A 20,411-nucleotide genomic window follows, 5' to 3' on the forward strand; every position below is an offset into this window, starting at 1 on the left:
CACCCTACGGCAACATCACTGCTTCGGCAGCTTGGCCTTCAACGCATAGAGCGCATCGAGCGCGTCGCGCGGGGACATCTCGTCGGGGTGCAGCGCCTTCACGGCTTCCATCAGCAGCTCGGCCTCGCTCGGCGGCGCGGCCTCCGCGGCGGCGCGCGAGGGCACCGCGAACAGCGGCAGATCGTCCACCAGGGCTCGCGCGGTCTGGCCGCGGTCCTGCGCCTCCAGCTTGGAGAGCACGGATTTCGCGCGCGTGATCACCGCCGGCGGCAGGCCGGCGAGCTTCGCCACCTGGATGCCGTAGGAGCGGTCGGCCGAGCCCGGCAGCACCTCGTGCAGGAACACGACATTGCCCTGCCATTCCTTCACGCGCACCGTGGCGTTGAACAGGCGCGGCAGTTTGGCCGAGAGCGCGGTCAGCTCGTGATAATGCGTCGCGAACAGGGTGCGGCAGCGGTTGCTCTCGTGCAGGTGCTCGATCGCGGCCCAGGCGATCGAGAGGCCGTCGAAGGTCGCGGTGCCGCGGCCGATCTCGTCGAGGATCACCAGCGCGCGCTCGCCGGCCTGGTTGAGGATCGCAGCGGTCTCGACCATCTCCACCATGAAGGTGGAGCGGCCGCGGGCAAGATCGTCGGCGGCGCCGACGCGCGAGAACAGACGGTCGATGATGCCGATCCGCGCGCGCGTGGCCGGCACGAAGCTGCCGATCTGCGCCAGCAAGGCAATGAGCGCGTTCTGGCGCAGGAAGGTCGACTTACCGGCCATGTTCGGACCGGTGAGCAGCCAGAGCTGGCCGGATTGTTGCGCCGGGCCTGGCGACAGATCGCAGGCATTGGCGATGAACGGCTCGCCGTTGTGCTTCAGGGCCTGCTCGACCACGGGATGGCGGCCTGCTTCGATCGCGAAGGCGAGGGAACCATCGACCTCGGGCCGCACATAGTTCTCGTCGACGGCGAGCCTTGCCAGCGACGTCGCGACGTCGAGCAGCGCAAAGCCTTGCGCGGCGGCACGCAGATCGTCGCTGATCTCGAGCGCCTTGGCGCAGAGCTTCTCGAAGATCTCGAGCTCGAGGCCGAGCGCTCGGTCGCCGGCATTGGCGATCTTGGCCTCGATCTCGCCGAGCTCGGAGGTGGTGAAGCGCACCTGGCCGGCTAGCGTCTGGCGGTGGATGAAGGTCGCGTTCAGCGGTGCCGACATCAGCTTGTCGCCGTGCTGCGCGGTGACCTCGACGAAATAGCCGAGCACGTTGTTGTGCCGGATCTTGAGACCCTTGACGCCGGTGTCGTCGGCGTAGCGCGCCTGCATCGAGGCGACCACGAGGCGCGAGGCGTCACGCAGGTTTCGCGTTTCGTCCAGCGCAGGCTCGTAACCCTGGCGCACGAAGCCGCCGTCGCGCTTGATCAGCGGCAATTGCTCGTCGAGCGCGCCGGCAAATTCGGCTGCAAGCTCGCGCGACGGACGCCTCAGCGCCGCCATCACCGCTGCGATCTCCTGCGCCGGCTGGTCGATCTCGCCAAGCCGCGCCAGCACCTGGTCGGCGGCGATGATGCCGTCGCGCAAGCCCGCGAGGTCGCGCGGTCCGCCGCGGCCGACCGAGAGACGGGCCAGCGCGCGCGACATGTCGGGCGCGCCGCGCAGGATGCTGCGGATGTCTTCGCGCGTCGCGGAATCCGCAACGAAGGTGCCGACCGCGTCGAGCCGCCGCGCGATCGCCGGCGCGTCGGTCAGCGGCGCGGCGAGGCGCTGCGCGAGCAGGCGCGAGCCCGCCGAGGTCACCGTGCAGTCGATGGCGTCGAGCAGTGAGCCGCGGCGCTCGCCGGCGAGCGTCCGCGTCAGCTCGAGATTGGCGCGCGTGGCCGGGTCGATCGCCATGGTCGCGCCGGAAGCTTCGCGCGCGGGCGGCGACAACGGCGGATGCTTGCCGACCTGGGTGCGGTCGACATAGGTGACGGCGGCAGCCGCGGCGGTGGCCTCTAACCGCGTGAGCTGAGCCAGGCCGTCCATGGTCGCGACGGCAAAATAGTCGCAGAGGCGCTTCTCGGCGGTGGCGCCGTCGAAGACGTCGCGGGTCAGCGGCGTCACCGCCGGCAGCTCGCGCAGGGTCTGGCCGAGCTCGTTATCGCCAAAGAGCGCGTCGGTGACGATCGCCTCGTTCGGATTGATGCGCGCCAGCGTCGCGGCGAGCTCACCGCCGGAGCATTCGGTCACCATGAATTCGGCGGTCGAAATGTCGATCCAGGCAAGGCCGAAGCGGTCGCCGCCCGCAGAGGAGCGGGCGCGCGCGATCGCCAGCAGATAATTGTTGGCACGCGCATCGAGCAGCGTGTCCTCGGTCAGCGTGCCCGGGGTGACGAGCCGCACCACGCCGCGGCGCACCACGCTCTTGTTGCCGCGCGCTTTCGCTGCGGCAGGATCCTCGGTCTGCTCGCAGACCGCGACGCGGTGGCCAGCGCTGATCAGACGATGCAGATAATCCTCGGAGCGTTCGACCGGCACGCCGCACATCGGGATGTCGGCGCCCTGATGCTTGCCGCGTTTGGTCAGGACGATGCCGAGTGTCCTGGAGGCGATCTCGGCGTCCTCGAAGAACAGCTCGTAGAAGTCGCCCATCCGGTAGAACAGCAGCAGGCCCTGATGCGCCGCCTTGATTTCGAGGTACTGTTCCATCATCGGCGTGACGCGCGCGGCGGCTTCCGGCTGCGGCGCGGGCGTTTCGTCGGGGGGCGGGACGGGTATCGGCTGTTGCATCGTCATGAGCGGCGCAACCTACAAAATTTCGCCTCCTGCTCCTATCGGTTTGGCCGATGGGAGAGGGTTTTCCACGTTGTCCGCACCGCGGCATGCGCTGCGGACGGCAGGCCCCTGCAAATCGCACGCGAAACCGTCAATTGACCTGCCGCGGGCGCCCTCCTAAAACTCCGCGGACATTGAAGAATTCTGGCCGGATCGCGGCATTCAGGGAGAACAACGATGCGTGACGTCTTTATCTGCGATGCCGTGCGGACCCCGATCGGCCGTTTCGGCGGCTCGCTCGCCAAGGTGCGCGCCGACGATCTGGCTGCCGCGCCGATCAAGGCGCTGATGGCAAAGCACCCCAATCTCGACTGGGCGCAGGTGGACGAAGTGTTCTTCGGCTGCGCCAATCAGGCCGGCGAGGACAACCGCAACGTCGCGCGCATGGCGCTGCTGCTGGCGGGCCTGCCTGACTCGGTTCCCGGCCAGACCCTGAACCGGCTCTGTGCCTCCGGCCTCGATGCGGTCGGCGCGGCCGGCCGCGCGATCCGCTCCGGCGAGATCGAGCTTGCGATTGCCGGTGGCGTCGAATCCATGACCCGCGCGCCCTTCGTGATGGGCAAGGCGCAGGAAGCCTTCTCGCGTTCCGCCGAGATTTTCGACACCACCATCGGCTGGCGCTTCATCAATCCGCTGCTCAAGGCGCAGTACGGCGTCGATGCGATGCCCGAGACCGGCGAGAACGTCGCCGAGGAATTCCAGGTCTCGCGCGCCGACCAGGACGCCTTCGCCATCCGCTCGCAGCAGCGCGCGGGTAAGGCGATTGCTGCCGGCTATTTCGCCGAGGAGATCACCCCGATCACCATTCCCGGCGGCAAGGCCGGTCCGATCACCATCGACAAGGACGAGCATCCGCGTCCCGAGACCACGCTGGAAGGCCTCGCCAAGTTGAAGCCGATCGTGCGCAATCCGGGCACCGTGACCGCCGGCAACGCCTCCGGCGTCAATGACGGCGCCGCCGCGATGATCCTCGCGTCCGAAGCCGCGGTGAAGAAGTTCGGCCTTACGCCCCGCGCGCGCATCCTCGGCCTCGCCTCGGCCGGCGTGCCGCCGCGCATCATGGGCATCGGTCCGGTGCCGGCGACCCGCAAGCTGATGGAGCGTCTCGGCAAGAAGATCAGCGATTTCGACCTGATCGAGCTGAACGAAGCCTTCGCTTCGCAGGGCATCGCCTGCATGCGCCAGCTCGGCGTCGCCGACGACGCCGACTACGTCAACCCGCATGGCGGCGCCATCGCGCTCGGCCATCCCCTCGGCATGAGCGGCGCGCGCCTCGCGCTCACCGCGGTCCACGGCATGGAGAAGCGCGGCGGCAAGCTCGCGCTCGCCACCATGTGCGTCGGCGTCGGCCAGGGCGTCGCCGTTGCGATCGAGAAGCTGAACTGACGAGACGCTTAGCGTCTCGTCATCCCGGAGCCGCTCGTTAGAGCGGAATCCGGGATCTCGAGATTCCGGGTTCAGCCCTGTCGGGCTGCCCCGGAATGACAATGCTGAGGTTTCGCGGGTCGCTTCAAGGACCGTCCCATGATCATCGAGCGCGAGCAGGACGTCACGACCGCGGCCCTGGCGGTGATGGAGCGGACGTCCGATCCGCGGCTTCGCCAGATCATGGTCTCCCTGGTCAAGCACCTCCACGCCTTCGTGCGCGACGTGCGCCTGACCGAGAAGGAGTTTCGCGACGCCACCGCTGTGATCGCCGAACTCGGCAAGCTGACGACCGACACGCATAACGAGGTCGTGCTGATGGCGGGCTCGCTCGGTGTCTCCCCGCTGGTGTGCCTGCTCAACAATGGCGACAACGGCAATACCGAGACCGATCAGTCGCTGCTCGGACCGTTCTGGCGATTGAACTCGCCGCGGGTCGAGAATGGCGGATCGATCGTGCGCTCGGAGACGCCGGGCGCGCCGCTGTTCGTCAGCGGCCGCGTCGTCGATAGGGACGGCCGTCCCGTTGCCGGTGCCGAGGTCGATGTCTGGCACGCCTCCCCGGTCGGTCTCTACGAGAACCAGGATCCCGAGCAGGCCGACATGAACCTGCGCGGCAAGTTCACCACCGACCAGGACGGACGCTTCGCCTTCCGCTCGGTGATGATGGTCGGCTATCCCATCCCGACCGATGGCGTGGTTGGGCGCCTGCTCGAGGCGCAGAGCCGGCACCCCTACCGGCCCGCGCATCTGCACGCCCTGATCTTCAAGCCCGGATTCAAGACGCTGATCTCGCAGGTCTACGATCCCGGCGATCCCCACATCGACAGCGACGTGCAGTTCGGGGTGACAGAGGCCCTGATCGGCAAGTTCCAGCGCCACGATACGCCGCATCCGAGCGCGGGCGACGTCACGGTCCCCTGGTATTCGCTGGATCACACCTACCGGCTCGAGGCTGGGGAAGCCGTGCTGCCGCGTCCGCCGATCAAATAGGGCGCGCATGGGCCCGCTGCCCCGGGGGCAGGAACGCCGCTAAACCCGCTTCCCCAAATTAGTTATGTCCTATAATGATTGGCGGAAATGTTGACCGGCCGGACTAAAACATGGCCGGGGAGGAGCTCGCCATGACGTTCATCTATCCCACTGACAGCAACAAGGCGCATCCGCTGCCGCTGTCGCCCGAGTACAAGAGCTCGATCAAGCGTGCGCCGAACAAGCCCTTGATCCCGATGCGCCACACGCTCTCGGAATTGACCGGTCCGGTCTACGGCCACGAGACCGTGCGCGAAGGCGATGCCGACCTCACGACCATGCATGCCGGCGAACCGATCGGCGAGCGCATCATCGTGCACGGCCATGTGCGCGACGAGGACGGCCGCGGCGTGCCGAATTCGCTGGTCGAGATCTGGCAGGCCAATTCCTGCGGTCGCTACGTCCACGTCCGCGACCAGCACCCGGCGCCGCTCGATCCGAATTTCACCGGCGCGGGCCGCACCGTGAGCGATGCCTCCGGCTATTACCGCTTCGTCACCATCAAGCCCGGCGCCTATCCGTGGGGCAACCATCACAACGCCTGGCGTCCGGCGCATATCCATCTGTCGGTGTTCGGCCATTCCTTCGTCACGCGCCTGGTGACGCAGATGTATTTCCCGAACGACCCGCTGTTTCCGTTCGATCCGATCTTCAACTCGGTGCCGGACGAGAAGGCGCGTGCGCGGATGGTCTCGTCGTTCGACCTCGAGAATACCCAGCCCGAATGGGCGCTGTGCTACCGCTTTGACATCGTGCTGCGCGGCAAGAACGCTACCCCCATGGAGAATCACTAGTGCAGGACAACGGTATCACCCCATCGCAGACCGTCGGTCCGTTCTTCAAATACGGTCTGACGCCGACCGGTGACTATGCCTGGAACGACGCTTTCACCAATTCGACGCTGACGCCCGATGTCACGGGCGATCGTATCCGCATCGAGGGCCGCGTGTTCGACGGCGACGGCGCCGTCGTGCCGGATTGCATGCTGGAGATCTGGCAGGCGGATGCACAGGGACGCTTCGCCGATCCGCAGGACAAGCGCGCGCTGCCGAACGCCAGCTTCCGCGGCTTTGCCCGCTGCGGCACCGACAAGGACGGCAATTATTCCTTCGACACCATCAAGCCGGGCGTGGTGCCCGATCCCGACGGCAAGCCGCAGGCGCCGCACATCGTCCTCGCCGTGTTCGGCCGCGGCATGCTGCGGCACCTCTACACCCGGATCTATTTCAGCGACGAGGCCGGCAACGCCGCCGACCCGGTGCTGTCGCTGGTGCCTGGTGAGCGTCGGGCCACGATCACCGCGGTGCGCGAGGCCGGCAAGCCGGTCTACCGGCTCGACCTGCGCCTCCAGGGCGACGACGAGACGGTGTTCTTCGACGTCTGAGGCAATGCATGGCGGCGACATTTGGTCGCCGCCACGCGCTTCTCATTCAGCGCAATCGCAATCCATTGCACGTTTGAGCGTCAGTCTCGCTGACCAAAATCCGATCAACCGGCATCCTATTCCCGTAGTTCTGCGGAGCTTTTCTTCGGCAACTTCCCCGCGAGGAAAGTCCGTATTTACCGTAGCAGTCTAGGCTCGGTGCGGATTTGATTCGTGCCCGGATTGCCTCATGAAAATTCGCTTGTCGTTGTCTTCCGCGATCATTGCGTTCGGGATCGTGCTCGCCATTGGCTTCACCGCGGTCGTCTCCACCAGTCTCTATGCGCTCCGCGAACTCAAGGTCGGCGGTCAGCTCTATTCCGACATCAAGCTCGGCAACGACCTCATCGCCGACATCCTGCCGCCGCCTGAATATGTCATCGAGGCCTATCTCGAAGCCACGCTCGCCATGCGCGAGCCGGATCAGCTGGCGGCCCATGGCGAGCGGCTGGTCCAGCTCCGCAAGGACTATGACGAGCGCAAGGCTTTCTGGGTCGGCTCCAGCCTGTCGGCCGACCTGAAAACGGCCCTGGTGTCGAAATCCGATGCCGAGGTGCAGAAATTCTGGAAGGCGTCCGACCAGCTCCTGCCGGCCCTCAAGGCCAAGGACACGGCCGCCGCCGAGCGCGCCTATACGCAGCTCAAGGACGCCTACACCGCGCATCGCGCCGTGATCGACAGCATCGTCGAGAACGCCAACAAGCAGAATGCCGCGATGGAGAAGCTGGCCGCGGACCGCGACAGCTCGATCCTCTATATCCTGCTCGGCGTCTCCGCCGCGGTTCTCGCCTTCATCGCCGCCGGACTGCTCGGCGTCGCTCTCGGCGTGGTGCGTCCGATCGTGCGCATGACCGGCACGATGCAGAAGCTCGCGACCGGGGATCTCGCCGCCGAGATTCCGTTCGCGCATCGGCAGGACGAGGTCGGCTCGATGGCCGGCGCCCTCGAGGTGTTCAAGCAGGGGGCGATCGAGAATTCGCGGCTGCGCGAGGAGCAATTGCAGAACGAGGAGGATGCCGCACGCGCCAAGCGCTCCGCCCTGCACCAGATGGCCGAGACGGTCGAGCGCGAAACCGGCCGTTCGGTCGATACTGCGAGCGCCGCGAGCCAGGGTGTGGAACGGGTCGCCTCCAGCCTGTCCGAGATCGCCCGCTCGCTGTCCACGGAATCACAGGCGGTGGCTGCGGCCTCGACGCAGGCGCTGGGCAGCTCGCAGACCGTTTCGGCCGCCGCCGAGGAGCTGAGCGCCTCGATCCGTGAGATCGCGACCCAGGTCGCGCGCACCTCGACCGTCACCAAGTCGGCCGTCGCGGGCCGCGAGCAGGCGCGCTCGACCATCCAGGCGCTGGCCGGATCGGTGAAGAAGATCGCCGAGGTCTCCGACCTCATCGGCGGCATCGCCGGCCAGACCAACCTCCTGGCGCTCAACGCCACGATCGAGGCGGCGCGCGCCGGCGAGGCCGGCCGCGGCTTTGCGGTGGTCGCCGCCGAGGTGAAATCCCTGTCCGACCAGACCGCCAAGTCCACCGAGGAGATCGCGCGCCTGATCGCCGAGATCCAGGCCTCGACGCAGGCTGCGGTGGATGCCGTGGAAACCATGGGCGGCCACATCGTCGAGATCGACGGCGTTGCGACCTCGGTTGCGGCCGCGATGGAAGAGCAGGACGCGGCGACGCGGGAGATCGCGCGGTCGATCTCCGAATCGGCGTCCGCCGCAAAGGACGTCTCGGCCAAGATCGGCAATGTCAGCCGCGACGCAACGTCCGTGAACGAGCGCGCCGCGGAGGTCAGGCAGGCCATCGCCGGGATGGCGGCCAATCTCGAGCAGTTGCGGTCGGTCGTGGTCCGGACCGTGCGGGACTCGACCGCGGCGGCGTAGGTCCCGCATCAGGCCCGCCGCTGGTGCCCGGGGTCGTGATCGTGCAGTATGGCGCGGGACAGAGGCATCGTGAATTTCATGACACCTCCACAATTGCCTGAAGTCGTTGAGCCCGCCCGGTTGACGGCGGCGCTGCGCCGGGGCGGCGTGCTGGACGCCGGTGCGGTGCGCGAGGTGAAGGTGCTGGATGAGCGCGACACCCTCGTGTCGCACATCATCCGCCTCGGCCTGCGCTATGTCGGCGAATCCGCCGGCGCTCCGCAATCGCTGATCCTGAAGACGGCACAGGCGAAGTTCGCCAAGACGCTTGCGCATGGCGGACGGCACGAAGTGGCTTTCTACACGCAGCTCGCACCGACGATGCCGCCCGGCCTGGTGCCGCGCTGTTTCGACGGGCATTTCGATGAGGATAGTCTCGTCTGGCACCTGCTGCTCGAAGATCTCACCGACAGCCATGAGATCGCGACGCAATGGCCGCTGCCGCCCTCGCGCGAGCAGGCGATGGCGATCGTCACGACGCTGGCGCGCTGGCACGCGGCCTGGTGGGATCATCCCGAACTCGGCGAAACCGTCGGAAGCTGGACGAGTGCGGAGGATTCCGCAAAACTGGTGGAGACCTTCGCCGGCCATTACGACCGGTTTGCAGACCTTCTCGGCGATCGGCTCAGCGAGGAGCGGCGCATTCTCTACCGCCGCTTCATCGAGCAATCGGACCGGCTGTTGCAGCGCTATCACACCCGCCGGCATCTCTCCATTACCCATGGCGACGCCCATATCTGGAATTTCATGCTGCCGCGCGCCGGCGTCAACGACAGCGTGCGCATCTTCGACTTCGACCAGTGGCGCATCAACGTGCCGACCGGCGATCTCGCCTACATGATGGCGGTGCAGTGGTATCCCGAGCGCCGGCAGGCCCTCGAACGCCTCCTGCTCAACCGCTATCACGAGACGCTGATCGCGCATGGCGTCAGCGGCTATTCGCGCGGCACGCTCGACCAGGATTATCGCCGCTCGGTGCTGTGGCACATCACCAAGCCGGTCTGGCAGTGGAGCATCAACATCCCGCCGCTGATCTGGTGGAACAATCTGGAGCGGGTGATGATGGCCGTGGACGATTTGGGCTGCGAGGAATTGCTGTAGGGGGCGCTTGTCCCGGGCGCGGTGCAGCGCGCAGCGGTGCGCCGCAGAACCGGGACCCATCGTGCCGCGAATATGGGCCCCGGCCCTGCGCTGCGTCCGGGGCGCGAGACCGAACCGCTACTCCATCACCGCATGTTCCGGCCCCGCGGCCTGCTTGCGCAGCGTGGCCTTGGTGGAGCCGATCATCAGCGCCAGGGGGATGGTGCAGAGGATGAAGAACATGATGACCTGGTAGTCGTGCGCGAAGGCGATGATCTGCGCCTGCACGCTGACCATCCTGTCGGCCATGGCGCGGCCGGCGTCGGTCGAGAGATTGATGATGCCGCGGACGTCGGGCATTTGCAGGGCGTGGTTGAACGGGTTGATGTGCTCGGACAGGATCGCGTAGGTCTTGCGCGTGCCCTGCGTCAGCTCGGCGATGACGATGGAGATGCCGACGGAGCTTGCGACGTTGCGCAGCAGCGTCAGCATCGAGGTGCCGTCGGTGCGCAGATGGTTCGGCAGCGTCAGGAAAGACACCGTCGAGAGCGGCACGAAGACGAGGCCGAAGCCGAAACCCTGGATCACGCTGACGATGACGATCTCCGGCACCTGGGTCTGGTCGGTCCAGCCGGTCATCTGGAACAGCGAGGCCGCGGTCAGCGTCAGGCCGCAGATGATCAGGGTGCGCGCCTCGATGTAGCGCATGATGCGGCCGACCATCATCATCGCGAAGAAGGTGCCGAAGCCGCGGCTCGCGAGCAGGCCGCCGGCGGTCATGATGGGATAGCCGATGACGTTCTGCAGGTAAGGCGAGGCCAGCGCCATGGTCGAGTACAGCACGAGGCCCATCACCGTCATGAAGATGCAGCCGGTCAGGAAGTTGCGGTCCTTGAACAGCGCGAACTGGATGAAGGGGCGCGAGGTCGTGAACGAGTGGGCGAAGAAATAGTAGAAGGCGATGCCCGAAACGATGAACTCGGTGACGATCTCGACCGATTCGAACCAGTCGAGCTGCTCGCCGCGGTCGAGCGCGAGCTGGAGCGCGCCGATCCCGACCGCCAGCGCGGCAAAGCCGAACCAGTCGAATTTCAAACTGAGATTCTTGTCGGTCTCGTCCATGAAGACGGCGAGCCCGAGCACGGTGATCGCGCCGAACGGCAGGTTGACGAAGAACACCCAGTGCCAGGAATAGGTCTCGGTCAGCCAGGCGCCGAGCGAGGGGCCCATGATCGGGCCCATCATCACGCCCATGCCCCAGATCGACATCGCCGTGGCGCGTTCCTGCAGGGTGTAATAGTCGAGCATCACCGCTTGCGACAACGGCACCAGCGCCGCGCCGAACACGCCCTGCAGCAGGCGGAACAGCACCATCTGGTTGATGTCCTGCGCGAGGCCGCACAGCACCGAGGCGACCGTGAAGCCGGCCGAGCAGATGATGAAGATGCGCTTGCGGCCGAAGCGGTTGGCGATCCACCCCACCGGCGCCGTCATGATCGCGGCGGCGACGATGTAGGAGGTCAGCACCCAGTTGATCTGGTCCTGCGAGGCCGACAGCGAGCCCTGCATGTAGGGCAGGGCGACGTTGGCGATGGTGGTGTCCAGCGCCTGCATGATGGTCGCGGTCATGGCGCAGATCGTCACCATGTTCCGGCGCAGGCCGGGGACCATCAGGCTGGCATTGGGGCCGGACATCGCGTCAGTCCTTGTCCTTGAACCTTACTCTTTGTCCTGGCCCGCGGTGGCCGACAGGCCGAGCAGGCTGGCGAGCGAGCGCTTGTGGCCGGTGTCGATGGTCGCATAGACGCTCATGCCGGCCTTCAGCTTGCGCACGTACTTGTCGGTCTCGTCGAAATAGATCCGGACGGGCACGCGCTGCACCACCTTGACGAAATTGCCGGTGGCGTTCTGCGGCGGCAGGATCGCGAACTGCGAGCCGGTGCCGGGCGAGAGCGAGCCGATCTTGCCCTTGAAGACGTGGTTCGGGAACGCGTCGACCTCGAGCGTCACAGGCTGACCTTCGGTGACATAGGTGAGGTCGCTCTCCTTCGGATTGGCGTCCACCCAGGGATGGGCGATGTCGACGATGGAGAACACGGCCATGCCGGCGGTGACGAAGCGCCCGAGCTGGATCTGCTCGACCTGCGTCGCGACGCCGTCCATCGGCGCGCGCAGCACGGTGTGATCGAGATTGCGCTGGGCGTCGTCGAGCTTCGCCTTGGCCTGCGCGTAAGGAGGAAACTGCTCGAGCGGCAAATTGGTATCGCCGAGCAATTGCGTCTTCGCATTGGACAGCTGCTGCTTGACGAACTGGGTCTGTGCACCGGCGGTCACCAGCGCGTTGGCGGCGTTGTCGAGATCGAGCTGGGAGCCGTAATTGTTCTTCACCAGCGCCTGCTTGCGCTCGACGTCGCGCTGCTTGAGGTCGACGCCCTGCTGGGCGAGGTTCAGCATGTCGCCGTAGATCTTGATGTTGGCGATGAGGTTGTCGTAGGTCGTGCGCGCCTGGGCGAGCTGCGCCTTGGCCTCATCCACCGCATGGCGGAACGGAGCGGGGTCGATCTCGAACAGCTCGTCGCCCTGCTTGACGACCTGGCCTTCCTTCACGAGGACCTTCTGGATCTTGCCGGAGATGTCTGGCGTCACCAGCACCTTCTGCGCGCCGACATAGGCGTCGTCGGTGCCGACATAGCGGCCGCCGTTCAGATAGAAGGTGAGGCCGCCGACGGCGACGAAGACGGGAAGCACGACCATCAGCAGGAAGCGGCGATGGCGGCGCAGGCCGGCCACGAAGCGGCGGCGCGGATCGGTGCCGGCCTTTTTGGTCGGCTTGCCGCTGTCGCTCTTCTGCTCTGGCGGGAACTTGAGAACCTGATCAGCCATAGCGCTGCTCCTTACGTGCTTGTTCCGCGCCCGATGTCTGGATCGCGCCGCGCACGTTTTCCTTGATTGCTTCGAGTTGAGTGAGGAGACGGTGGGCGTCCGCCGGACTGATGCCGTCGAGCGCGTTGGCCGTGAGCTCCGACTTCAGGCCGCTCATGCGGCCAAGCAGCTGCCGCCCCGCCTTCTTGAGATAGAGCCGCTTGACGCGGCGGTCGGACGCGTCGTTGCGGCGCTCGATCCAGTCATTGTCGCAGAGCTTGTCGATCAGCCGCGTCAGCGTGATCGGCTGCACTTCGAGCAGCTCGGCGAGTTCCGACTGCTTCATGCCCTCGCTGCGCTCCACCTTGGCCAGCACCGCCCATTGCGCGCGGGTGATGCCGAAGCGCGAAGCTTCCTTGTCGGCATAGACCCTCAGCAGGCGGTAGAGCTCACCGAGCGTGAACAGGAAATTGTGGTCGACCGAGCCGCGGCTCATAAGCTTCGTCTCCAATAAGCTTGGGATATAATAAGCAAGCTTATGATTATTTCACACCGGGTTATTGCGGTGCTGTCCCGCGGCATGAGCATGGCTGGCAGCCGCGCGGCCGGTCGCGCTTTGGGTTCCCCCGCTGAAATGCTAGAAAGCGGCCACATGACCCTCGCAAAGCCGGCCTTTCCCGCGCCTGACCATGATCACGGCCGCTGTACTGCGGACGCGCTGGCGCATGCGGAAGCGGTCTGCGAGCAGCGCTCGCAGAAATTCACGCCGATCCGCCGCCAGGTGCTGGGGGCCTTGCTCTCCAGCCACCGCCCGCTCGGGGCCTATGAGGTGATCGACGAGCTAGCGAAATCGATGGCACGGCCGGCGCCGATCACGGTCTATCGTGCCCTCGATTTCCTGATGGCCAACGGCCTCGTGCACCGCATCGAAAGCCGCAACGCCTATCTCGCCTGTGCCGCCCATGACCACGACGCCACCTCGGCGGTGGCGTTCCTGATCTGCGAGCGCTGCGGCCTCGTCGGCGAGATTCCGTCGGGGTCCTTTGCCGGCAATCTCAATGCCGCCGCGCGCAGCTCAGGCTTCGCGCCAAAGCTGTCCGTGGTGGAGATCACGGGCGTCTGCACCCATTGTCAGAAAAAATCTTGAAACAACAACGGCGCAAAGCCGGATTCCAGGAAGAAATGTCCGCACCTCAAGCCATAACCTCCGCCAGCCGTCCTCTCAGCGCCGGCGCCGTCGCCCTGATGCTCATGCTGTGCCTGACCTGGGGATTCAACCAGATCGCGGTGAAGCTGGTGCTGCCGGACATCCCGCCGATGCTGCAGGCGATGATCCGCTCGATGGGCGCGCTGCCGGTGCTGTTCATCATCGGCACCCTGCGCGGCGTGAGATTCTTCGAGCGTGACGGCACCTGGAAGGCGGGCCTGATCGCCGGGCTGATGTTCGGCATCGAGTTCGTGCTGATCTTCCAGGGCCTGCGCCTCACCTCCGCCTCCCGCGCCGTGGTGTTCCTCTACACCGCGCCTTTCTTTGTCGCGCTCGGCTCCTATCAGGTGCTCGGCGAGCGGCTCGGCGCTTCGCAATGGCTGGGTCTCGCGGTCAGCTTCGCCGGTGTCGCGCTCGCGATCGGCGTGCCGCAGCCCAATGTCGATTCGCATGTCCTGCTCGGCGATCTCCTGATCGTCGGCGGCGCCGGGCTGTGGGCGGCTACCACGCTGGTCGCCAAGGGCACGCGGCTGCGCTTCGCCGCGCCGGAGAAGGCGCTGGGCTATCAGGTCGCGACCTCGATCCCGATCCTGGGGCTGGCAGCCTGGCTGTTCGGCGAAACCATCACCCACACCCCGGCGCCGCTCTCGATCGGCCTGATGGCGTTCCAGGCGATCTGGGTGGTTGGAACCACGTTCACGCTTTGGTTCGCGCTGGTGAAGGCCTATTCGGCCAGCAAATTGTCGGCTTTTACCTTCATCACCCCTTTGTTTGGCGTGGTGGGTAGCTATTTCATCATGCACGACACGTTGAGCCTGACATTCGGGGCCGCTGCGGTCCTTGTAATTGCTGGGCTTTTTCTGGTTAACCGTCCCAGCCAAACGGCTGCGGCGCCGCGCGATGCATTGCTGAACGTCACCAAAACCTGATATTTGGACGCCATGAACAAGCTCGAAAACCCTCTCGATTCAGACATCGCGGGCCCCGCGCCCCGGCATCGGACCACCCAGGTCAAGGTCGGCGACGTCGCCGTCGGCGGCGGTGCGCCGATCGTCGTGCAGTCGATGACCAACACCGACACCGCCGATATCGACGGCACCATTGCCCAGGTCGCAGCGCTCTCGCGCGCGGGTTCCGAAATGGTCCGCATCACCGTGGACCGCGAGGAAGCCGCGGCCGCCGTCCCGCATATCCGCGACGGCCTCGCCAAGCGCGGCATCACCACGCCGCTGATCGGTGACTTCCACTATATCGGTCACAAGCTGCTCGCGGCCTATCCGGCCTGCGCCGAGGCGCTGGCCAAGTACCGCATCAATCCCGGCAATGTCGGCTTCAAGGACAAGCGCGACACCCAGTTCGCCGACATCATCGAGATCGCGAACAAGAACGGCAAGCCGGTTCGCATCGGCGCCAATTGGGGCTCGCTCGACCAGGAGCTGCTGACCAAGCTGATGGACGAGAACGCCGCTTCGCCGAATCCGCGCGACGTCCGCGCGGTGACGCGCGAGGCCATGGTGCAGTCCGCGCTGCTCTCGGCCGCACGTGCCGAAGAGCTCGGCATGCCCAAGGACCGCATCATCCTCTCCGCCAAGGTCTCGGCGGTGCAGGATCTGATCGCGGTCTATCAGGATCTCGCCAGCCGTTCCGATTACGCCATCCATCTCGGCCTCACCGAAGCCGGCATGGGCTCGAAGGGCATCGTGGCGTCGTCCGCGGCGCTCGGCATTCTGCTGCAGCAGGGCATCGGCGACACCATCCGCATCTCGCTGACGCCGGAGCCCGGCGGCGATCGCACCCGCGAGGTGCAGGTCGGCCAGGAGCTGCTGCAGACCATGGGCTTCCGCACCTTCGTGCCGCTGGTTGCGGCGTGCCCCGGCTGCGGCCGCACCACCTCGACCACGTTCCAGGAACTGGCGCGCTCGATCCAGGATTTCATCCGCGACGAGATGCCGGCCTGGAAGACCAAATATCCCGGCGTGGAAGAGCTCAACGTCGCGGTGATGGGCTGCATCGTCAACGGCCCCGGCGAATCCAAGCACGCCAATATCGGCATCTCGCTGCCGGGCACCGGCGAAGCGCCGGCCGCGCCCGTCTTCGTCGATGGCAAGAAGTTCCGCACGCTGCGCGGGCCCACGATCTCCGCCGACTTCAAAGCGCTGGTGATCGACTACATCGACCAGCGCTACGGCCAGGGCGCCAAGGTGCCCGCGCCCGCGGCGGAGTAGGCGTCTTCCAAGCATTGGAATCGTAAGGCGGGTTCGCGAAGCGAGACCCGCCTTATTTTTTGCGCGGCCTTAGCCCGGATGGCGCCACCGGGTTGGCGCAAAGCGCCGCCCGATGACAGGCTCCGCGAAATCCGGGGCATTGCCCACCGCGGAACGACCGTTCCCGGATTGCGCTTCGCTCCATCCGGGCTACGATGCTTCCCAATCAACAATGATCGGGAGATACGCTGATGAGCTCACTCGCCGGCAAGCAGGGGCCGCGCTATCGCCACACGACTGACGACGGCGCGCCTTACGAGACCATCGCGGTCGAGAAGCTCACCCCCATCATCGGCGCGGAAATCTCCGGCGTCGATCTCGGCGCGCTCGTCGACGGCGATGCCCGCTCCAACCGGCAGATGGACGAGATCCATCGCGCGCTCGCCGAAAACCTCGTCATCTTCTTCCGCGACCAGAGCATCACGCCAAAGCAGCATCTCGCTTTCGGCCGCAAGTTCGGCGAATTGCATTTCCACCCCGCAGCGCCGCACGAGGACGAAGACCCGGCCTTGATGAAGATCTACGCCGACAAGAACTCGCCGCGCGCCAATGGCGAGGGCTGGCATTCCGACGTCTCCTGCGATCTCGAGCCGCCGATGGGTTCGATCCTCTACATCAAGCAATGCCCGCCGCGCGGCGGCGACACGCTGTTCGCCAACATGTACGCGGCCTACGAGGCACTGTCGGACCGCATGAAGGCCTATCTGGACGGGCTCACCGCGCTGCATGACGGCGAGCCGATCTATCGCGGGCTCTATGCGAATTACGGCGTCGCCGACCGTCCCTCCTATCCGAACGCCGAGCATCCCGTGGTGCGCACGCATCCGGTGACGGGCAAGAAGGCGCTCTATGTCAACCGCGGCTTCACCCGCCACATCAACGGCATCCCCCGCGACGAGAGCGACGCGATGCTCGCCTATCTCTACCAGCACGCCGAAAACCCGCTGTTCCAGTGCCGCTTCCGCTGGACCGAAAACGCCATCGCTTTCTGGGACAACCGCTGCACCCAGCACCGCGCGATGTGGGACTACTGGCCGCACACGCGCTCCGGCACGCGCGTGACGGTGAAGGGCGAACGGCCGGTGTGACGGGGCTGCACTGCGGGCAGCCCTGCATGAAAGAAGAAAGCCTCGGTCGACGCCGAGGCTTTCAAAGTCTTTCGGTCGGCAGGTGGTCAGTACTTCGCGACGATAGCGCCGCCACTGAAGCGATAGTTGACGCCCAGGCGCACCACGTCTTCACGGAAATTATTCGAGATCGACCAGGCCGAACCCGCTCCCGGTCCCGCAGCGGGACCGGGAGGAGTCGGAGCAATTCCGGACGAGCTTCCGAAATCCATGTGCAAATATTCGACTTTGGCGGACCAACTGTTGTTGAACGCGTACTCCCAGCCGGCGCCCACGACCCAGCCGAGCTTGCTCTCAGACGCGCTGGCTTGATACCGGAAGCCTGCGAACCCGGGAAAATCGAGTGCCTTGAGCCAATTGTATTCGGCAAAGGCCGCGCCGCCGGTCACGTACAGCAAACTGCGCTCGGCGAGCACGACGCCGGCCCGCGCTCGCGCCGTTGCAAACCAGTTGGAATGGAAACGCTCTTCCCAGGTGTAGGGAACAACGGGTGCGGCGTTGGCAAAGGGGCCTCGAATTTGTTGTGCGCCAAGGTCGCTGTAATTGATGTCGCCTTCGGCGCCGATGACGAAGATGCCCCTTTGGTAGTTGCAGCCGATTCCGAGACCTGCGGTGAAGCCATCCGGCGTCACTTTTGCGGCGGACGCCGACGTCAATATTGCGGCGGTCCCAGCTGGCGCCGTGCCCGTAAAAATGGCGTTGGGGGTGCCGTCCGACCTGACCTCCGCGCGCGAGTAGCCCGCGTTGCCGCCGACATAGCACCCGCCCCAGGAGAAAGCGGGAACCGGGGCGGGTACAGAGCGAGCTTTCACCGCCATGTCGGCGGCGGAAGCGGTGCCGGCCATCAACACGGAAACAGAAATTGCCGCGGCCCTCAGCGCGTTTTTCACCATCTTTGGCCCCCAGCCAAATCAGATTTCCAAATCAGATTTCAATGTGCCCGCAAGTTACGGCGTCCACTGTGCCCAAGTCCGTCACCCGTCTGCAACACCTGGGGAAATTTCCCGAAACGGGGGGGCGCCATGAGGACAAAGGAGGGGCCAGGGCGCTCCAAGCGCCCGCGTTGACGTCCCGCGTCGCCTGCGCCAATCTTTCCGAACGGAGGTCGGGAGGATCAGCCATGCTCCGCGCCGAGGACAACAAATTCCTGACCGAGTCCGGCCCAGGGACGGGCATGGGCGAATTGCTGCGGCGGTTCTGGATTCCCGTCCTGCTGTCCGAAGAACTCCCCGAGCCCGACGGCGAGCCCAGGAAGATCGTCGTGCTTGGCGAAGAGCTGCTGGCCTTTCGCGATTCGCGCGGCGTGGTCGGGGTCATCGATCAATACTGCCCGCATCGCGGCGCCAATCTCTGGCTCGGGCGCAACGAGGAATGCGGCATCCGCTGCGTCTATCACGGCTGGAAGTTCGACACCGATGGCCGCTGCGTCGACATGCCGACCTCCTATCCCGATCTCAACGCCAAGGATCTCATCCGCATCAAATCCTATCCGGTGCGCGAATGGGGCGAGATGATCTGGGCCTATATGGGTCCGGCGGACGCCATGCCCGAGCTGCCCGATCTCGAAATGGCGCTGCTGCCGGCTTCGCATCGCTACGTCAGCAAGAAGTGGCAGGACTGCAACTGGGTGCAGGCGCTGGAAGGTTCGATCGACACCGCGCATTTCACCTTCGCCCATCTCTCCTTCGACAAGGAAGAGAACGAGATTCTCGACATCAAGAAGCACTTCGTGAATCCGATCGCGCGGATGTCGAGCGATCACATGCGCTGGATCGCCGAAGACCCGCGTCCGGTGATCAAGGTCAATTCGCACGAGGCGGGGCTGACGATCGCCGGCGGCCGGCTCACCGGGAGCGACAACATCTACTGGCGCATCGCGCAGTTCCTGATGCCGTTCCACGCCTATGCACCGAGCGCGATGCCAGGCGAAAACATCTTTGGCCAGACCTTCGTGCCCGTCACCGACACCAATTGCTGGATCTACACTTATGTCTGGAATCCGGAGCGGCCGCTGACGCAGGGCGAGCGCGATGCCTATGATCGCGGCAACGGCGTGATCGCAGAGGTCGACGACAATTATGTGCCGCTGCGCCACAAGGGCAACGACTATCTGATCGACCGCAAGCTGCAGAGGACTCGCAGCTACACCGGCATCAAGGGCGTCTCCGAGCAGGACGCCGCCGTGCAGGACAGCCAGGGTCCGATCGCCGACCGCACCCGCGAGCATCTCGGCCCGACCGATCTCGGCATCATGCATTTCCGCAAAGTCGTGATGGAGCTGGCGCGTGCGCTTCAGCAGGGCGAGCCGCCGCCGCAGGCCGCGCATCAGGACCGCTGTGCGGTGCGCTCCGGCGCCTGCGTCACCAGCAAGACCAAGGACCTGCCGGCCGTGATGCTAGAGCGTTTCGGCGACGTCGCCGGCTTCGTCGGCCGTCCGAGGATCGCGGCGGCGGAGTAGCGCTTGGGAGGATCACGCAGCATCATCGCCGGACTGGTCGCCTCGCTCCTGGCCTCGTCGCTGGTGCCTGTCGGCGAGGCTGCGGCTGCGAGAAAGCCGGAGAAGACCAGGCCGAAGCCGCCGCAGCCGTCGGCTGCATGCGAGGCGCCGAAATTCCGCATCGTCGTGGATGTCGGGCACACGCCGGACTCCTATGGCGCGCTGAGCGCGCGCAACGATCCCGAGTTCGGCTTCAACTTCCGGCTTGCGCGGCTGATCGCGGCGAAGCTCAAATCCGAGGGCTTTGCCGCAACCCGTCTGCTCGTCACCGACGGCAAGGCGCGGCCGAGCCTGTTCAAGCGCGTCGGCGCGGCGAACGATGGCCGGGCTGATCTGTTCCTGTCGGTTCACCACGATTCGGTCCCGGACAAGTTGCTCGAGGCCTGGGAGTTCGACGGCGCGAAGAGCTATTTCAGCGACCGGTTTTCCGGTCACTCGCTATTCGTCTCCGAACGCAATCCGCACTTCACCACCAGCCTGAAGCTGGCCCGGATGATCGGCCGGCAGCTGAAGGAGCAGGGCCTTCGCTATGCCAGCCAATACAGCTTGCCGGTGATGGGCCGCTACCGGCGCCAGCTGCTCGACAAGGATGTCGGCGTCTACCGCTACGACGGCCTGGTCGTGCTGTCGCAAACCAGAAGCGCCGCCGTGCTGCTGGAAGCCGGCTCCATCATCAACCGCGACGAGGAGATGGAGATGAACTCGGCGGAGCGGCAGGAGCAGATCGCCGGGGCCGTGGCGGCGGCAGTGGGAGAGTTCTGCGAGCGGCGGTAGGGTGCGCCG

17 protein-coding genes are annotated in these 20,411 nt (G+C 65.7%); 12 read left to right on the plus strand and 5 right to left on the minus strand.

What is annotated here, in order from left to right:
* Nucleotides 1-15 precede the first annotated feature (15 nt).
* A complete protein-coding gene (gene mutS / locus JQ617_RS37300) occupies nt 16-2,754 on the minus strand; it encodes a DNA mismatch repair protein MutS (protein ID WP_212030701.1) in 2,739 nt (912 codons plus the stop codon).
* 216 nt (nt 2,755-2,970) lie between these two features.
* Between mutS and pcaF the strand changes: the two genes are divergently transcribed.
* The 6 genes from pcaF (at nt 2,971) to JQ617_RS37330 (ending at nt 9,692) form a co-directional block, all read left to right on the plus strand.
* Nucleotides 2,971-4,179 (plus strand): 3-oxoadipyl-CoA thiolase, encoded by a 1,209-nt coding sequence (gene pcaF / locus JQ617_RS37305; protein WP_145657283.1) that lies wholly within the window; start codon nt 2,971-2,973, stop codon nt 4,177-4,179.
* A 138-nt stretch (nt 4,180-4,317) separates the two neighbouring features.
* Nucleotides 4,318-5,211: a dioxygenase family protein gene (locus JQ617_RS37310; protein WP_212030702.1), complete on the plus strand. Its 894-nt coding sequence runs from the start codon at nt 4,318-4,320 to the stop codon at nt 5,209-5,211.
* Between the two features lie 131 nt (nt 5,212-5,342).
* Nucleotides 5,343-6,044, plus strand: a complete 702-nt coding sequence (gene pcaH / locus JQ617_RS37315) for a protocatechuate 3,4-dioxygenase subunit beta (protein ID WP_063686117.1) — start codon at nt 5,343-5,345, stop codon at nt 6,042-6,044.
* Complete coding sequence (pcaG, locus tag JQ617_RS37320) at nt 6,044-6,634, plus strand: protocatechuate 3,4-dioxygenase subunit alpha (protein WP_063686119.1); 591 nt, start codon at nt 6,044-6,046, stop codon at nt 6,632-6,634. The genes pcaH and pcaG overlap by 1 nt, the downstream gene beginning before the upstream one ends.
* Nucleotides 6,635-6,863: 229 nt before the next feature.
* On the plus strand, nt 6,864-8,552 hold the full coding sequence (locus tag JQ617_RS37325; RefSeq protein ID WP_212030703.1) for a methyl-accepting chemotaxis protein: 1,689 nt from the start codon (nt 6,864-6,866) through the stop codon (nt 8,550-8,552).
* A gap of 48 nt (nt 8,553-8,600) precedes the next feature.
* Complete coding sequence (locus JQ617_RS37330; protein ID WP_212030704.1) at nt 8,601-9,692, plus strand: phosphotransferase; 1,092 nt, start codon at nt 8,601-8,603, stop codon at nt 9,690-9,692.
* A gap of 117 nt (nt 9,693-9,809) precedes the next feature.
* Here JQ617_RS37330 and JQ617_RS37335 read toward each other — a convergent pair whose 3' ends face one another.
* Genes JQ617_RS37335 through JQ617_RS37345 form a run of 3 tightly spaced genes read right to left on the minus strand, consistent with a single transcriptional unit; the run spans nt 9,810 to nt 13,029 of the window.
* Nucleotides 9,810-11,366 (minus strand): MDR family MFS transporter, encoded by a 1,557-nt coding sequence (locus JQ617_RS37335; RefSeq protein WP_145657269.1) that lies wholly within the window; start codon nt 11,364-11,366, stop codon nt 9,810-9,812.
* Between the two features lie 24 nt (nt 11,367-11,390).
* Nucleotides 11,391-12,554 carry an HlyD family secretion protein gene (locus tag JQ617_RS37340; protein WP_212030705.1) on the minus strand — a complete coding sequence of 388 codons (1,164 nt, stop codon included), beginning with the start codon at nt 12,552-12,554 and terminating at the stop codon, nt 11,391-11,393.
* Nucleotides 12,547-13,029, minus strand: coding sequence for a MarR family winged helix-turn-helix transcriptional regulator (locus JQ617_RS37345; RefSeq protein ID WP_212030706.1), 483 nt, complete (start codon nt 13,027-13,029; stop codon nt 12,547-12,549). Before JQ617_RS37345 ends, JQ617_RS37340 begins: the two co-directional genes overlap by 8 nt.
* Before the next feature lie 156 nt (nt 13,030-13,185).
* On the opposite strand from JQ617_RS37345, the gene JQ617_RS37350 reads away from it, so the two are divergent.
* From JQ617_RS37350 to JQ617_RS37365, 4 genes are all read left to right on the plus strand, one after another.
* Nucleotides 13,186-13,680, plus strand: a complete 495-nt coding sequence (locus tag JQ617_RS37350) for a Fur family transcriptional regulator (RefSeq protein ID WP_212030707.1) — start codon at nt 13,186-13,188, stop codon at nt 13,678-13,680.
* Nucleotides 13,681-13,715: 35 nt separating this feature from the next.
* Nucleotides 13,716-14,669, plus strand: coding sequence for a DMT family transporter (locus JQ617_RS37355; RefSeq protein WP_212030708.1), 954 nt, complete (start codon nt 13,716-13,718; stop codon nt 14,667-14,669).
* 12 nt (nt 14,670-14,681) lie between these two features.
* Nucleotides 14,682-15,965 carry a flavodoxin-dependent (E)-4-hydroxy-3-methylbut-2-enyl-diphosphate synthase gene (ispG, locus tag JQ617_RS37360; protein WP_063686133.1) on the plus strand — a complete coding sequence of 428 codons (1,284 nt, stop codon included), beginning with the start codon at nt 14,682-14,684 and terminating at the stop codon, nt 15,963-15,965.
* Nucleotides 15,966-16,195: 230 nt separating this feature from the next.
* The gene (locus tag JQ617_RS37365) at nt 16,196-17,092 is read left to right on the plus strand and encodes a TauD/TfdA dioxygenase family protein (protein ID WP_063686135.1); all 897 of its coding nucleotides are present in this window, start codon (nt 16,196-16,198) and stop codon (nt 17,090-17,092) included.
* 86 nt (nt 17,093-17,178) lie between these two features.
* On the opposite strand, the gene JQ617_RS37370 is transcribed toward JQ617_RS37365, so the two are convergent.
* Entirely contained in the window at nt 17,179-18,024 is an 846-nt protein-coding gene (locus tag JQ617_RS37370; RefSeq protein ID WP_212030709.1) for an outer membrane protein, read from the minus strand.
* A 227-nt stretch (nt 18,025-18,251) separates the two neighbouring features.
* On the opposite strand from JQ617_RS37370, the gene JQ617_RS37375 reads away from it, so the two are divergent.
* Complete coding sequence (locus JQ617_RS37375) at nt 18,252-19,589, plus strand: Rieske 2Fe-2S domain-containing protein (protein ID WP_212030710.1); 1,338 nt, start codon at nt 18,252-18,254, stop codon at nt 19,587-19,589.
* A gap of 3 nt (nt 19,590-19,592) precedes the next feature.
* Entirely contained in the window at nt 19,593-20,402 is an 810-nt protein-coding gene (locus tag JQ617_RS37380) for an N-acetylmuramoyl-L-alanine amidase (protein WP_212030711.1), read from the plus strand.
* The last annotated feature ends 9 nt before the right edge of the window (nt 20,403-20,411 follow it).

It is taken from the genome of Bradyrhizobium sp. KB893862 SZCCT0404, assembly GCF_018130885.1.
Classification (GTDB): Bacteria; Pseudomonadota; Alphaproteobacteria; order Rhizobiales; family Xanthobacteraceae; genus Bradyrhizobium; species Bradyrhizobium stylosanthis.

Bases quoted from the DNA above. Each gene is read 5' to 3' on its own strand.
- mutS (WP_212030701.1), bottom strand. From the start codon at position 2,754: ATGACGATGCAACAGCCGATACCCGTCCCGCCCCCCGACGAAACGCCC.
- pcaF (WP_145657283.1), top strand. From the start codon at position 2,971: ATGCGTGACGTCTTTATCTGCGATGCCGTGCGGACCCCGATCGGCCGT.
- JQ617_RS37310 (WP_212030702.1), top strand. From the start codon at position 4,318: ATGATCATCGAGCGCGAGCAGGACGTCACGACCGCGGCCCTGGCGGTG.
- pcaH (WP_063686117.1), top strand. From the start codon at position 5,343: ATGACGTTCATCTATCCCACTGACAGCAACAAGGCGCATCCGCTGCCG.
- JQ617_RS37325 (WP_212030703.1), top strand. From the start codon at position 6,864: ATGAAAATTCGCTTGTCGTTGTCTTCCGCGATCATTGCGTTCGGGATC.
- JQ617_RS37330 (WP_212030704.1), top strand. From the start codon at position 8,601: ATGGCGCGGGACAGAGGCATCGTGAATTTCATGACACCTCCACAATTG.
- JQ617_RS37335 (WP_145657269.1), bottom strand. From the start codon at position 11,366: ATGTCCGGCCCCAATGCCAGCCTGATGGTCCCCGGCCTGCGCCGGAAC.
- JQ617_RS37340 (WP_212030705.1), bottom strand. From the start codon at position 12,554: ATGGCTGATCAGGTTCTCAAGTTCCCGCCAGAGCAGAAGAGCGACAGC.
- JQ617_RS37345 (WP_212030706.1), bottom strand. From the start codon at position 13,029: ATGAGCCGCGGCTCGGTCGACCACAATTTCCTGTTCACGCTCGGTGAG.
- JQ617_RS37350 (WP_212030707.1), top strand. From the start codon at position 13,186: ATGACCCTCGCAAAGCCGGCCTTTCCCGCGCCTGACCATGATCACGGC.
- JQ617_RS37355 (WP_212030708.1), top strand. From the start codon at position 13,716: ATGTCCGCACCTCAAGCCATAACCTCCGCCAGCCGTCCTCTCAGCGCC.
- ispG (WP_063686133.1), top strand. From the start codon at position 14,682: ATGAACAAGCTCGAAAACCCTCTCGATTCAGACATCGCGGGCCCCGCG.
- JQ617_RS37365 (WP_063686135.1), top strand. From the start codon at position 16,196: ATGAGCTCACTCGCCGGCAAGCAGGGGCCGCGCTATCGCCACACGACT.
- JQ617_RS37370 (WP_212030709.1), bottom strand. From the start codon at position 18,024: ATGGTGAAAAACGCGCTGAGGGCCGCGGCAATTTCTGTTTCCGTGTTG.
- JQ617_RS37375 (WP_212030710.1), top strand. From the start codon at position 18,252: ATGCTCCGCGCCGAGGACAACAAATTCCTGACCGAGTCCGGCCCAGGG.